The organism is uncultured Massilia sp. (assembly GCF_913773735.1).
In the GTDB taxonomy this organism is placed as follows: domain Bacteria; phylum Pseudomonadota; class Gammaproteobacteria; order Burkholderiales; family Burkholderiaceae_D; genus Telluria.
The window spans coordinates 73,127-86,758 of the sequence record NZ_CAJYEB010000032.1 but is presented as its reverse complement, the minus strand read 5'-3'; the positions used below and the strand labels follow the sequence as shown (position 1 = coordinate 86,758).

The window sequence follows — 13,632 nt, the reverse complement described above, 5'->3', positions numbered from 1 at the left end:
CAGGAAAGAGCCAATGCTGACACCCCCACGTCCCGTCGGGTCATGCGTTTGGGTCAGCAACATTCGCAAATGACATTCTAGCACCTCCGGGGTGCAGAACAACAGGAGCGCACGCCTGAGCTGGCTCCCTTGCTGCCCTTTCCTGTGCCGCGGGTACGCGCAGGGAAAGGCTCAGGCCGCCGAAGCACCGTGCTTGAGCAGCGCGAGGATGGCATGCAGTTCCTCGCGCAGGGCCGCCGGATCGATGGACGGCGCGGCCGGCACCTCGGGCGCGACCTCGGCCTCGTCGGCGCCATGGCTGCGGCCGTCGAGACGGTTGCGCGCGCCACTGATCGTGAAGCCCTGCTCGTACAGGAGTTCGCGGATGCGCCGGATCAGCAAGACTTCGTGGTGCTGGTAGTAACGGCGGTTTCCCCTGCGTTTGACCGGCTTTAGCTGGGTGAATTCCTGCTCCCAGTAACGCAGCACATGCGGTTTGACCCCGCACAAATCGCTGACTTCGCCGATGGTGAAATAGCGCTTCGCCGGGATCGGCGGCAGCACGGTGGGTTCAATCTTGCTCGGTCGGTCGTTCTGGGTCATCACGGCTCAATCAGGCTGCACGCGCCAGCGAGGGGCTGCCCGGATTGACCGGATTGGCCTCCTCGACCATGCCTTTCAGCTTCTGGCTCGCGTGGAACGTCACGACGCGGCGCGCCGTGATGGGAATTTCTTCCCCGGTTTTCGGATTGCGGCCAGGCCGCTGCGGCTTGTCGCGCAACTGGAAGTTGCCGAAGCCGGACAGCTTGACCGCTTCGCCGCGCTCGAGCGCATTGCGGATCTCGTCGAAGAAGGTCTCGACCATGTCCTTGGCTTCGCGCTTGTTCAGTCCGACCTGCTCGAACAGCAGTTCGGCCAGCTCCGCCTTGGTCAAGGTCGGCAGTTCCTTTTCCGCTTCCTTCCTCACCCTGGCCACCTGCATCGCGCGATGCAGGTCGGCGGCCAGTGCCTCCTGGAGTACGGCGGTGTCAACGTCGTTGTTATTAATTTTGAAGCCCTGCCCTCAGTTCAAACGGTGTTCTGGAAGTCGGCGCCTCCGGCCGGCCGCTGCGGGCCCGCCGGAGATCACGGTGCTTCAAGCACGCTGTCGGGCGCCGATCCGCTGCGCGGCGCTAGCGAGCGCGGCCATGATGGCCTCGACCGCTTCGTCCTGCAGCGTCGATTGAGTATCTTGCAAGCCAAAGCGGAAAGCAAGACTTTTTTCATCTTGTTCCAAACCTTTGCCGCGATATTCATCAAATAAAACAACGGCTTGCACGAGTCGGCCGAGTTCGTTCGAGGCCAGTTCGGCCTGGAATGCATCGACCAGGGCCTGGGCCGGAACGTCCTGCTTGACCACCAGCGCGAGGTCGCGCGTGGCGCCCGGGAACTTGGAAATCTCGGTGTACGCCGGCACGTCGCGCGCGCACAGTGCCGCCGCATCGACTTCGAACAGCACCGGCGCCTGCGGCAGGTCGTACTTCTGCAGCCAGCGCGGATGCAGTTCGCCGAGGATGCCGACGACCTTGCCGTCCACCTCGACCGAGGCGCAGCGCCCCGGGTGCAGCGCCGGATGTTCCGCCCTGGCGAAACGCACGGCGCGCGGCGCGAACAGCGCCTCCAGGTCGGCCTTGACGTCGAAGAAGTCGACCGCGCGGGTCGGCACGCCCCACTGCTCGTCCAGCGCGGGACCGTAGGCGATCGCCGCCACGCGCTTGGGCTGGTCGAAGCCGGCGATGGACAGCGGGCCGTCCTGCGCTTCGGGGTTGCGCAGGAACACGGCGCCGACCTCGAACACGCGCACGCGACCGGCCTTGCGGTTCAGGTTGTAGCGCACGTTGGCCACGAGGCTGCCCACCAGCGTCGAGCGCATCACGCTCATCTGGCTGGCGATCGGGTTCTGCAGGCGGATCGGGTCCGCGTTGGCCGCGAAGTCCGCTTCCCAGCCCTGCTCGACGAAGCTCATGTTGACGACTTCCTGGTAGCCCAGGTCGGCCAGCTGGTGGCGGACCGCGAACAGCGAACGGGTGTTCTCCGGCGCGATCAGCATGGCGCTCGGCGCGACCGGGGGCAAGGTCGGGATGTTCTCGAAGCCGTACACGCGCGCCACTTCCTCGATCAGGTCTTCCTCGATCTCGATGTCGAAGCGGTACGTGGGCGCGGTGACGCGGAACAGGCCGTCCTCGCGCTCGAACGGCAGGTTCAGGCGCGTGAAGATGTCGGCGACCATGTCGTCGGTGACGTCCACGCCGATGACCTTGGCGGCGCGCGCCGTGCGCATGGTCACGACCCGGCGCTGCGGCAGGTTCGGGGCCTGGTCGTCGACCGGACCCACCCTGGTGTCGGCGGTGCCGCAGATCTCGACGATCAGCGAGGTCAGGCGCTCGATGTAGTCGACGGTGCCCGCGAAGTCGACGCCGCGTTCGAAGCGGTGCGCCGCGTCGGTCGAGAAATTGTAGCGGCGCGCGCGGCCCTGGATGGCGTTCGGCCACCAGAACGCGGCTTCCAGGTAGATATCGGTGGTGTCCAGCGTGACGGCGGTCGAATCGCCGCCCATGATGCCGGCCAGCGACTCGATCTCGCGGTCGTCGGCGATCACGCCGACCCACTCGTCGACCTCGACGGTATTGCCGTTCAGGAGCTTCAGCGATTCGCCCTTCTTGCCCCAGCGCACGTCGATGCCGCCGTGGATCTTCGCCAGGTCGAACACGTGCGACGGCTGGCCGACTTCGAGCATCACGTAGTTCGAGATGTCGACCAGGGCCGACACCGAACGCTGGCCGCTGCGCTCCAGGCGGCGCTTCATCCATTCCGGCGTGGCGGCGCGCGCGTTCAGGCCGCGGATCACGCGGCCGGTGAAGCGGCCGCACAGGTCCGGCGCGGACACCTTGACCGGCAGGACTTCGTCGGTCGAGACCGGGACCTGGCGGAACGCCGGCAGCGACAGCGCCGTGCCGGTCAGCGCCGACACTTCGCGCGCCACGCCCAGCACGGACAGGCAGTCGGCCTTGTTCGGGGTCAGCTTGATGGTGAACTTGAGGTCGTTCAAGCCGAGGTAGTCGCGGATGTTCTGGCCGACGGGCGCATCTTCCGGCAGCTCCATCAAGCCATTGCTTTCCTCGGAAATCCGCAGTTCCTTGGCCGAGCACATCATGCCCTGCGACTCGACGCCGCGCAGCTTGCCGACCTTGATCTCGAACGGCTTGCCGTCCGGACCCGGCGGCAGCACGGCGCCGGCCTTGGCGCAGATCGCCTTCATGCCGGCGCGCACGTTCGGGGCGCCGCAGACGATGTTCAGCAGGGTGCCCGTGCCGGCATCGACCTGGCACACGTTCAGGCGGTCCGCGTTCGGGTGCTTGACCACTTCCTTGACTTCGGCGACGACCACGTTCGAGAACGGCGGGGCGACGGCTTCGACTTCCTCGACCTCCAGGCCGGACATCGTGAGCAGATGGGCCAGCTCGTCCGAATTCATCTTCGGATCGACCATGGAACGGAGCCAGTTTTCGGAGAATTGCATAATCTTTTAGCCTTGTCTTTATCGCACGTTGTCTGCTTAGTTGAACTGCTTCAGGAAGCGCAGGTCGCCCTCGTAGAACAGTCGCAGGTCGTTGATGCCGTAGCGCAGCATCGTCAGGCGCTCGAGGCCGGAGCCGAACGCGAAGCCGATGAATGTTTCGGGATCCAGGCCGAAATTGCGCACGACGGTCGGGTGCACCTGGCCGGCGCCCGAGACTTCCAGCCAGCGGCCCTTGAGCGGACCGGAACCGAAGGCGATGTCGATCTCGGCCGAAGGCTCGGTGAACGGGAAGTAGGACGGACGGAAGCGCACCTGCAGGTCGTCGGTCTCGAAGAAGGCCTTGACGAAATTCAGGTACACGCCCTTCAGGTCGGCGAAGCTGATGTCCTCGCCGATCCACAGGCCTTCGACCTGGTGGAACATCGGCGAATGGGTGGCGTCGCTGTCGACGCGGTAGGTGCGGCCCGGCGCGATCACCTTGATCGGCGGGGTATGGGTGCGCGCATAGCGCACCTGCATCGGGCTGGTGTGGGTGCGCAGCAGCAGCGGCTTGCCCGTGCTGTCCTGGCCTTCGATGTAGAAGGTGTCCTGCATCGAGCGGGCCGGGTGGTTTTCCGGGCTGTTCAGCGCGGTGAAATTGGTCCAGTCGGTCTCGATTTCCGGGCCGTCGGCCACGTCGAAACCGATCGAGCGGAAGATCTGCTCGACGCGCTCCCAGGTGCGCATCACCGGATGGATGCCGCCGATCGAGCGGCCGCGGCCCGGCAGGGTGACGTCGATGCTCTCGGCATTCAGGCGCGCCATCAGCTGGGCGTTCGCCAGGTCCTCGCGGCGGGCCGTCAACGCCTGTTCGATTTTTTCTTTGGCGGCATTGATCAGGGCGCCCTGCGCCTTGCGCTGGTCCGGGTCGAGCTTGCCGAGGCCCTTCATCAGTTCGGTGATCCGGCCGGTCTTGCCCAGGTATTTCGCTTTTGCGTTTTCCAGCGCGGCGGCGTCTTGCGCGGCGCCAAAGTCAGACTGGGCCGAGACGACGAGTTCTTCCAGCGCGAGGTTCTGCGAGTCCATTGGTATGCTTTTCCTGTTTTGATGGCGGGAGGCGCCAGAAACAAAAACAGGGCATCGGTTGTTTAGACCTTTGCCCCGTCCTTTGCGCAACGCCCGCGTCTTGCGACGCGGCGCGCTGCTGTCGTATTGCTTTGCTGTCGCGGTTTAGGCGGCCAGCTTTGCCTTGACGGTGTTCACGATAGCGGCAAATGCCGGCTTGTCGTTGACAGCCATGTCGGCCAGGACTTTACGGTCCAGTTCAATCGCGGCTTTCTTCAGGCCGTTCATGAATGCGCTGTAGGTCATGCCGTGCGAACGCGAAGCCGCGTTGATACGGGTGATCCACAGGGCGCGGAAGACGCGCTTCTTGTTGCGACGGTCGCGGTAGGCGTACTGGCCAGCGCGCATGACGGCTTGCTTGGCAATACGGAATACCTTGCTGCGACGGCCACGATAGCCTTTGGCAAGTTCAAGAACCTTCTTGTGACGGGCACGTGCAGTAACCCCACGTTTTACTCGAGGCATGGTAGCTCCTTAAGATGTTGTGAGATTAAACGGCGGACGGCATCATGCGGTAGACGCTCTGGACGTCGGACGCATTGATGTTACGGGTGCCACGCAGCTGGCGCTTGTTCTTGGTGGTCTTCTTGGTCAGGATGTGACGTTTGAACGCCATACCCGATTTCACGGTACCACCCGGGCGCACGCGAAAACGCTTCTTCGCGGAGCTTTTGGTTTTCATTTTCGGCATAGTCTTCTGCCCTTTCACAGGCAGCCTCATATGTGACAGGATTGCAGGTGGCAGCAACGCTGCTCTTGGATGCCTGCTTTCACTTGTCTCTGCAGCGGAAGCGGGTCCACTACAGTCTTGCTTTCCCGCATCAAGAGATACGGGAACCGCAGATTCTAGCACAGCTTGCGCGCGAAATGTTGGGCGACGTCGATCGCCTCATGGCAGGAGGCGGCATCCACTGCACGTGCGCATCGCGCGAACGCATCACGCGAACGCATGGCGCGAACGAACAAGCGGAAACGGCCAGGCCCGCCACGGCTTGCACCGGGGCGGGACCTGGACCATTCGCCATCGCGACGGCCATCCAGCGGCGCGCAGCGCGCCCGAAGCCTTACTTCTTCTTCTTGGGCGCGACCACCATGATCATCTGGCGGCCCTCCATCTTCGGGAACTGCTCGACCTGGCCATACGGCTCGAGGTCGCCGCGCAGGCGTTCCAGCATGCGCGCACCGATGTCCTGGTGGGCCATTTCGCGGCCGCGGAAGCGCAGGGTGATCTTGGTCTTGTCACCCTCTTCCAGGAACTTGATCAGGTTGCGCAGCTTGATGCTGTAGTCGCCTTCGTCAGTACCCGGACGGAACTTGATTTCCTTGACCTGGATGACCTTCTGCTTCAGCTTCGCCTCGTGCGCCTTCTTCTGTTCCGAATACTTGAACTTGCCGTAATCCATCAGGCGGCAGACCGGCGGATTCGCGTTCGGCGCGATTTCCACCAGGTCGACGTTTTTCTCTTCGGCCAGACGAAACGCTTCGGCCAGGCTCACGATGCCCAGCGGCTCGTTGTCCACACCATTCAGGCGCATTTCCGGATAGGTGATTTCGCCATTGATGCGATTCTGCGACTTGTCAGTAGCTATGTTGTTTCCTTTGAAAGTATGAGTGATCGGGCCGTCTCAAGGCAGACTCTGCTTATTTTGCCTTGGATGCTACCTCGCTCAGGAGGCGTTCCAGCAGCGCATCGACCGACATCACACCCAGGTCGACGTTGCCGCGTGCGCGAACGGCCACGGTGTTTGCATCCCGCTCTTTATCGCCGACAACTAAGATATACGGCAGTTTTTGGACGGAATGTTCACGGATTTTATAGGTAATCTTCTCGTTCCGCAAATCAGCGTGAACGCGCAGGCCAGCGGCTTTCAGCCTGGCCTCGACTTCCTTCACATAAGATGCTTGCGCATCCGAGATATTCAAGAGGGCGACCTGCACCGGCGCCAGCCACAGGGGCAGCGCGCCCGCGTAGTTCTCGATCAGGATGCCGATGAAGCGCTCCATCGAACCGACGATCGCGCGATGCAGCATCACCGGCACCTTGCGGGTATTGTCCTCGGCCACGTACTCCGCGCCCAGGCGGCCCGGCATCGAGAAGTCGACCTGCATGGTGCCGACCTGCCACGGGCGGCCCAGGCTGTCCTTCAGGTGGTACTCGATCTTCGGACCGTAGAACGCACCCTCGCCCGGCAGCTCGGTCCAGGTCACGCCGCAGCCGCGCAGCGCCGAACGCAGCGCCTCTTCGGCCTGGTCCCACACCTCGTCGGAACCGATGCGGTTTTCCGGACGCAGCGCGATCTTGACGTCGATGTTGTCGAAGCCGAAGTCTTCGTACACCTTCATCGCCTGGGCGTGGAAGGCGACGACTTCCGGCGCGATCTGTTCTTCGGTGCAGAACACGTGGCCGTCGTCCTGGGTGAAGCCGCGCACGCGCATCAGGCCGTGCAGCGCGCCCGAGGATTCGTTGCGGTGGCACTGGCCGAACTCGCCGTAGCGCAGCGGCAGGTCGCGGTAGGAACGCAGGCCGGCGTTATAGATCTGCACGTGGCCCGGGCAGTTCATCGGCTTGAGCGCATAGGTGCGGTTCTCGGACTCGGTCGTGAACATGTTTTCACGGTAGTTGTCCCAGTGGCCGGTCTTCTTCCACAGCGACACGTCGATGATCTGCGGCGCCTTGACCTCGTCGTAGCCGGTGACCTGGTAGGTCTTGCGCATGTACTGCTCGACCTGCTGCCAGATCGCCCAGCCCTTCGGATGCCAGAAGATCAGGCCCGGGGCCTCGTCCTGGAAGTGGAAGAAGTCCAGTTGCTTGCCGAGTTTCCTGTGGTCGCGCTTTTCCGCTTCTTCCAGGTTGTGCAGGTACTGCTCCTGGTCTTCCTTCCTGGTCCAGGCGGTGCCGTAGACGCGCTGCAGCATCTCGTTCTTGGAGTCGCCACGCCAGTAGGCGCCGGCCAGCTTCATCAGCTTGAACACCTTCAGCTTGCCGGTCGACGGCACGTGCGGGCCGCGGCACAGGTCGGTGAACTTGCCTTCCGAATACAGCGACACGTCCTCGTTCGCCGGGATCGAGGCGATGATCTCGGCCTTGTAGTCCTCGCCGATCGACTTGAAGTAGGCGACGGCCTCGTCGCGCGGCAGCACCTTGCGGGTGACCGGCTCGTCCTTCTTGGCCAGCTCGACCATCTTCTTCTCGATGGCGACCAGGTCTTCGGGGGTGAACGGACGCTTGTACGAGAAATCGTAGTAGAAGCCGTTGTCGATCACCGGGCCGATGGTCACTTGCGCCTCGGGGAACAGTTCCTTCACCGCGTACGCCAGCAGGTGGGCGGTCGAGTGGCGGATGACGTCCAGGCCTTCCGGGTCCTTGTCGGTGACGATGGCGAGGTCGGCGTCTTGCTCGATCAGGAACGAGGTGTCGACGACCTTGCCGTCCACCTTGCCGGCCAGCGCGGCCTTGGCCAGGCTCGGCGCGATGCTGGACGCCACCTGGGCGACGGTCACCGGGCCTTCGAATTGACGGCTGGAACCGTCGGGAAGTCGAACATTCAACATTGTGAGCTCCAAGTCGGCGCCGTTGCGCCCGTTGCGTTAATTATTTTGAAACGAAATTGGCCTGGACGAAAAAAAAACGCGCACCAGGCGCGTTTTTTCGAGTGTTGTCGTTGCTGCTGTGTTTCTTCTGACAAAAGCACACCGTACCGCGTCTAGCGATTCCCCCACAACCAGGTTGTAGTTCGCGGTGTCATAACCGTTTGTGCCTTTCTCGCTCTTACTGACGACAAGAGCGGAGAACCGGAGTTCCCCGCGCCTGTCTTTGGTGTTCTGGTGGGCGGTGCAGAATTCGAATCTGCGACCCCTTGGATGTCGACCAAGTATTCTAACCAGCTGAACTAACCGCCCGTATGCCGCTATTATAGGGAGTAGCATGCGATTGTGCAAGGTCATGCGTTTTTGGTGCGCGGAGGTGCAGGCCGTTCACGCGTTACGCGTGGGCAGCGCAGATGCCGCGGTCGTTTTCGCCGCGGGGTGGAGCTGCCCACCCTACGGTATACTCCTCCGTTTCGCGTGTTGACGAATCCGCCATGGCCGACCAATCTCCCTCCTCCGCCCACCTGCACGCCCACCTCGCCGGCGACGCCCGCCACGGCCACACGATCGAGGGGCGCAGCCAGGGGGCGCTGGGGATGGCGCTCGGGTTGACGCTGCTGTTCGCCATCATCGAGGCCGTCACCGGCTTCATGTCGAATTCGCTGGCGCTGATCTCGGACGCCGGCCACATGGTCACCGACGCCGCCGCCCTCGGCCTGGCCCTGCTGGCGCAACTGATCGCCCGGCGCCCGCCGTCGGCGCGCCACTCGTTCGGCTTCGTGCGCGCCGAGGCGCTGGCCGCCTTCGTCAACAGCCTGGCCATGCTGGTGCTGGTCGCCTGGATCGTCTACGAGGCGGCGCAGCGGCTGATGCATCCCGAGCACGTGCAGGGCGGCGTCGTGTTCGTCGTCGCGACGATCGGGGCGGGCATCAATATCCTCGTCGCCTGGGTGCTGTCGCGCGGCGAGCAGAACATCAACACGCGCGCCGCGCTGGTCAATGTGCTGGGCGACCTGCTCGGCTCGGCCGCCGCCATCGCCGCCGGCGCCATCATCCACTTCACCGGCTGGGTGCGCATCGACCCGATCCTGTCGATCTTCGTGTCGATGCTGATCCTCAAGTCGACGCTCGGGATCCTGCGCGAGTCCTACCACTTCCTGATGGAAGGCGTGCCCGGCGCCATCGACTACCTGCAGATCGGCGCCGACCTGGCGGCGCTGCCGGGCGTGCATGCCGTGCACGACCTGCACGTGTGGGACATGTCGCCGGGCCAGCCGGCGCTGATCGGCCACCTGCAGATCGCCGACCTGAACGCCTGGCCGCGCGTGCTGGACGCCGCCAAGGCCATGCTGCGCGAGCGCCACGGCATCGACCACGTCACGCTCCAGCCCGAACTCGATCACTGAAGGCGCGATGCCGGCGCTGTAAGCCGGCTCCCACCCGGGCGCGGCACGCGCGCCGATTGCCCGCCGGCGGGCCGCATCCGGATAATCGGCGCATGACCACCCCATCTCCTGCATACGATACGCTGGTCGTCGGCGGCGGCCCCGGCGGCCTGACGGCCGCCATCTACCTGCGCCGCTTCACCCGCAACGTGGCGCTGGTCGACAAGGGCCACAGCCGCCTCCGCCTGATTCCCGTCTCGCACAACTACCCGGGCTTCCCGGAAGGCGTGCCGGGACCGACGCTGCTCGCCAACCTCGCCGTCCAGCTCGAGCGCTACGGGGGCAGCGTGCTGCCCGGCGAGATCCTCGACCTGCGCATCGAGGACGGCATGTTCGTCGCCGACTGCCTGCCCGAGGGCGGCCCCGCCGACGCCGTGACGCAGTTGCGCGCGCATACGGTGCTGCTGGCCACCGGCGTGGCCGACGTCGGCCTGCCGGTCGAGTCGTGGCGCGAGGCGATCGCGTTCGGCTCGCTGCGCCTGTGCCCCGTGTGCGACGGATTCGACGTGCTCGACAAGCGCATCGCCGTGGCGACGGGCGAGACCAACCCCATCGGCCACGCCCTGTTCATGCGCACCTTCAGCAGCGACGTCACCCTGTTCGAGCGCGGGCCGGCGTCGATGCTGGACGACGACGCCAGGCGCAGCCTGGCGGCCGCCGGCGTGAAGCTGGTCGAGTCGCCGCTGCTGTCGGTGACGCTGGACGCGGCGATGAAGCCGGTGCTGCACACGGCCGACGGCGCCGAGCATCCGGCCGACGTGTTCTACCCGATGCTGGGCGAAAAGGCCCGCTCCGGCCTGGCCGCGCGGCTGGGCGCCGCCACCGCGCAGTGCGAGGAACTGGTGGTGGACGTGCACGGCGCCACCTCGGTGCCGGGGCTGTACGCGATCGGCGACGTGACGGTCGGCCTGAACCAGATCGCGGTGGCGACCGGCCAGGCCGCGCGCGCCGCCACGCACATCCACAACCGCCTGCCGCCGGCGCTGCGCGCGGCGCCTTCCCGGCCGCCGGCATGATGCAGGCATGATGCGGGCAGCCCGCAATGCAACGCCTGCACCGAAGCGCCGCAGGCGTTACACTGTGGCCTGCCCATCCGAACAAGGAAAGCCATGGCGGCGATCGACCTGTCCGACTACACCCTCGGCGAGCTGAAAGGCCTGCTGTTCGACGTCCAGAAAGAACTCAAGGAACGCCAGCGCGGCGAGCTGCGCCAGGCGCGCGAGCGCATCGCGGCGATCGCGCGCGACGTCGGCGTGCCCGTCGGCGACCTGCTGGCCAAGGAGGCCGCCAAGGGCGCGCCGCGCTACCGCAATCCGGACGATGCCAGCCAGACCTGGAACGGCCGCGGCCGCCATCCGCAATGGCTGTCCGACGCCCTCGACGGCGGCAAGAGCCTGGACGAATTCAGGCTCGACGGTGCCGACTCCTGAAGCTCGTCCGGCCGCGCTCCTCGGACGCGTCCGGTCCCGGACCCGCCGGCACATCGCGGCGCCGGCACGCGGATCGCGTCATGGCGCCGACGCCAGCGCGATGCGCCGCCGCAGCTGGCGCGCCGCCTCGACGTCGCCCGCCGCCAGGGCGCGCCGCTCCTGCAGGCCGAGCCAGGCCAGCAACGGACGGCGCCAGCCCTGCGCGGACGCGGTCTCGACCGCGTCCGCGATGTCGGCGGGAACGATGCGCCCGGCCTTGAACAGCGCGCCGGCCGCCACCAGCCGGGCCAGCGGATCGCCCACCCCCGCCGTCGTGCCCGCGGCCACCACGCCGCGGTGCTGTTCCGGCAGCAGGCCGGCATCCAGGCCGTCCCAGCGGCCGTCCAGGTAGGCCGCGTAGGCGCGCTGGGCCGGCGTGGCGTCGGCCGCCAGCGCGGCGAAGCCGGGGCAATCGAAGTCCAGGCCGGCGGCCCGCACCCCGCAGCGCAGCAGCTCGGCCTGCGCCACCCGGTCGAAGCGGCCGGTGCTGGCGCTCTCGCGGCGCGCCCGCGCGAACTCGGCGTCGGCCGCGGCCGCGTCGCCGCGCAACCAGTCCGCCGTGAAACCGTCCAGCGCGCCGCGCGCGTCCGCTTCCCAGGCCGGCGGCCGGGGTTGGCTGGCGCAGGCGGACAACACCAGGGCGGCGGCCAGCATCGCAAGGCATCGGTTCGTCATGGCAGCTTGATCTCCGTATCGCGCTTGAACGGCCACTTGCGGTTGATCTCGTCGACCAGCCGGTTCACCTTGCGCAGGCTGGCGTCGACCTCGCCGCGCAGCCGGCCCAGGTCCTGCGTGGCCGCGCGGGTATTGGACGCCACGCCCTGCGCCTCGACCAGCACCGCGTCGACCTTCTGCAAGGTGCCGCGGGCATCGGCCAGCAGGCCGTCCAGCTCCTTGATGGCGGCCTGGGTATCGTCCATCACGCCGTTCTTGCCGAACACGCGCGTGTCGGCCTTGGCCAGCAGCGTGTCGACGCGGCGCAGCGTCTGCAGCAGTTGCTGCGCCTCGGCGTCGCCGCCGAGCGCCGTGCCGAGCACGCCGTAGCGGCCGTTCAGGCGGCCGGACAGGGCCTCGACGTTGTTCAGGGTGTTGCCGATGGCCGAATCGGGGCGCGTCAGCGCCTCCAGGTTTTCCAGCAGCGTGCGCGCGGTGGCCAGCAGGCGCGGGATCTCGGCGGTGGCGTCGCCGCGCAGCACCGGGCGCTGGGCCTTGTCGGGCAGTGGCGGGTCGGTCAGGATGCCGCTGTAGGCGCGCAGCCGGGTCTCGCCGACGACGCTGCGCTCGAGCGTGAACACGCTGGTGGTGCGCAGCCACCGGGCGTCGTCGCGCGCGATGTCGACCAGCACGTTGACCTTGCCGTCCTGGCCCAGGTCGACCTGGCGCACGCGCCCGATCGGGAACCCGGCGAAGGTCATGTCCATGCCGGGGATGACGCCCTCGGAATCGTCGGCCACCAGCGTCAGCGTCTGGGTTTCCTGGAAGACGCCGCGGGCGTACATCACGTACAGGAAGAAGGCGACGATCAGCGCGCCGATCGCCACCAGCAGGATCAGGGCCTTGGTCTCGACGTGTTTCGGTTCGTCCGGGAGCGGTTCCGCCATGCGTGGTCCTTTATGTCCTCGTTGCGTTCATCAGATGTATTTGACGGCCAGCGAGCTGGCCTCGATCAGCAGCAGCACGAACAGCAGGCGCAGGGCGCCCGGCTGCACGTTGGAGCGCTGGCGCCGGCCGTGGCGCAGCATCTCCAGCATCGCCGCGCTCGGGATCACGGCCACGGCCAGGCCGAACAGCACGGTCTTGAACACGAAGCCGACCGTCACCGCCGGGTCGAACACCCGGCCCACCGTGCGCGTGTAGTCGCCCAGGCCCCACGGCGACAGGCCGTAGACGTTCACGTAGGCCAGCAGCAGCACCACGACGCTGCTGGCCATCGCCAGGCTCAGGACCGAGAAGGCGTTGGCCAGCACCTGCGGCACCAGGTCGCGGCGCAGGCGCAGCAGCGTCTCGCCGGTGGCCAGGTCGGCCGGCACGCCGCTGCGCGCCAGGCCCATGGCGCTGGCGTCGAAGGCCATGCCGGCGCGCAGCGCGGCGAACAGCGCGGCCGACAGCGGAATGAGTTCCAGCACCAGCACCCGCACCACCATCTCGAGCGCGAAGCGCGACAGGCCGTAGCTCTGCGCCGTCACCAGCACGATGCGGATGATCACCAGGCTGACCAGCGCGGTGAGCAGCGTGAACCAGGGCAGCACCTGCCAGGTGCTGGCATGGATGTGGCGCGACGTGGCCAGGCGGTTGGCGCGGTTCCAGGTGGAGGACGACAGCGCCATCACCAGGGCGACGGCGCCCAGGTGCAGCATGCGCCACCAGCTGCGCCCGTAGCGCGCGGCGAGGTGGACCCAGCGGCCCGGCGTCATGTACAGGAGCGAGGAAAGCGGCATATTGACAATGATACATTTAATCGCGTGGCGCACGGGGCGCGCGGATGCGC

Annotated in this window: 14 protein-coding genes and 1 tRNA gene; 3 read left to right on the top strand and 12 right to left on the bottom strand. The window is 66.3% G+C overall.

Annotated elements, in window-relative coordinates; all coding sequences use genetic code 11:
• Window positions 1-171: 171 nt before the first annotated feature.
• From QZ749_RS15965 to QZ749_RS15925, 9 genes are all read right to left on the bottom strand, one after another.
• Complete coding sequence (locus QZ749_RS15965) at window positions 172-582, bottom strand: MerR family transcriptional regulator (protein WP_296948845.1); 411 nt, start codon at window positions 580-582, stop codon at window positions 172-174.
• Between the two features lie 10 nt (window positions 583-592).
• Complete coding sequence (locus QZ749_RS15960) at window positions 593-961, bottom strand: integration host factor subunit alpha (RefSeq protein WP_296948843.1); 369 nt, start codon at window positions 959-961, stop codon at window positions 593-595.
• A 153-nt stretch (window positions 962-1,114) separates the two neighbouring features.
• Window positions 1,115-3,538: a phenylalanine--tRNA ligase subunit beta gene (pheT, locus tag QZ749_RS15955; protein WP_296948841.1), complete on the bottom strand. Its 2,424-nt coding sequence runs from the start codon at window positions 3,536-3,538 to the stop codon at window positions 1,115-1,117.
• Window positions 3,539-3,574: 36 nt separating this feature from the next.
• A complete protein-coding gene (gene pheS / locus QZ749_RS15950; RefSeq protein ID WP_296948840.1) occupies window positions 3,575-4,603 on the bottom strand; it encodes a phenylalanine--tRNA ligase subunit alpha in 1,029 nt (342 codons plus the stop codon).
• A gap of 144 nt (window positions 4,604-4,747) precedes the next feature.
• Window positions 4,748-5,107 (bottom strand): 50S ribosomal protein L20, encoded by a 360-nt coding sequence (rplT, locus tag QZ749_RS15945; RefSeq protein WP_036228505.1) that lies wholly within the window; start codon window positions 5,105-5,107, stop codon window positions 4,748-4,750.
• A gap of 25 nt (window positions 5,108-5,132) precedes the next feature.
• Window positions 5,133-5,333, bottom strand: coding sequence for a 50S ribosomal protein L35 (gene rpmI / locus QZ749_RS15940; protein ID WP_036228503.1), 201 nt, complete (start codon window positions 5,331-5,333; stop codon window positions 5,133-5,135).
• 373 nt (window positions 5,334-5,706) lie between these two features.
• Window positions 5,707-6,258 carry a translation initiation factor IF-3 gene (gene infC, locus QZ749_RS15935; RefSeq protein ID WP_296948952.1) on the bottom strand — a complete coding sequence of 184 codons (552 nt, stop codon included), beginning with the start codon at window positions 6,256-6,258 and terminating at the stop codon, window positions 5,707-5,709.
• Window positions 6,259-6,283: 25 nt separating this feature from the next.
• Entirely contained in the window at window positions 6,284-8,194 is a 1,911-nt protein-coding gene (gene thrS / locus QZ749_RS15930) for a threonine--tRNA ligase (RefSeq protein ID WP_296948839.1), read from the bottom strand.
• 271 nt (window positions 8,195-8,465) lie between these two features.
• Window positions 8,466-8,542 (bottom strand) — tRNA-Val (locus tag QZ749_RS15925).
• Between the two features lie 182 nt (window positions 8,543-8,724).
• On the opposite strand from QZ749_RS15925, the gene QZ749_RS15920 reads away from it, so the two are divergent.
• From QZ749_RS15920 to QZ749_RS15910, 3 genes are all read left to right on the top strand, one after another.
• Window positions 8,725-9,636: a cation diffusion facilitator family transporter gene (locus tag QZ749_RS15920; RefSeq protein ID WP_296948838.1), complete on the top strand. Its 912-nt coding sequence runs from the start codon at window positions 8,725-8,727 to the stop codon at window positions 9,634-9,636.
• A 92-nt stretch (window positions 9,637-9,728) separates the two neighbouring features.
• Window positions 9,729-10,691, top strand: a complete 963-nt coding sequence (locus QZ749_RS15915; RefSeq protein WP_296948837.1) for an NAD(P)/FAD-dependent oxidoreductase — start codon at window positions 9,729-9,731, stop codon at window positions 10,689-10,691.
• 93 nt (window positions 10,692-10,784) lie between these two features.
• Entirely contained in the window at window positions 10,785-11,105 is a 321-nt protein-coding gene (locus QZ749_RS15910) for an H-NS histone family protein (RefSeq protein WP_296948836.1), read from the top strand.
• 78 nt (window positions 11,106-11,183) lie between these two features.
• Here QZ749_RS15910 and QZ749_RS15905 read toward each other — a convergent pair whose 3' ends face one another.
• The 3 genes from QZ749_RS15905 to QZ749_RS15895 are packed head-to-tail and all read right to left on the bottom strand — an operon-like array spanning window position 11,184 to window position 13,582.
• On the bottom strand, window positions 11,184-11,819 hold the full coding sequence (locus tag QZ749_RS15905) for a hypothetical protein (protein ID WP_296948835.1): 636 nt from the start codon (window positions 11,817-11,819) through the stop codon (window positions 11,184-11,186).
• Window positions 11,816-12,745 (bottom strand): MlaD family protein, encoded by a 930-nt coding sequence (locus QZ749_RS15900; protein WP_296948834.1) that lies wholly within the window; start codon window positions 12,743-12,745, stop codon window positions 11,816-11,818. The genes QZ749_RS15905 and QZ749_RS15900 overlap by 4 nt, the downstream gene beginning before the upstream one ends.
• Window positions 12,746-12,775: 30 nt before the next feature.
• Window positions 12,776-13,582, bottom strand: coding sequence for an ABC transporter permease (locus tag QZ749_RS15895; protein ID WP_296948833.1), 807 nt, complete (start codon window positions 13,580-13,582; stop codon window positions 12,776-12,778).
• Window positions 13,583-13,632: the final 50 nt, after the last annotated feature.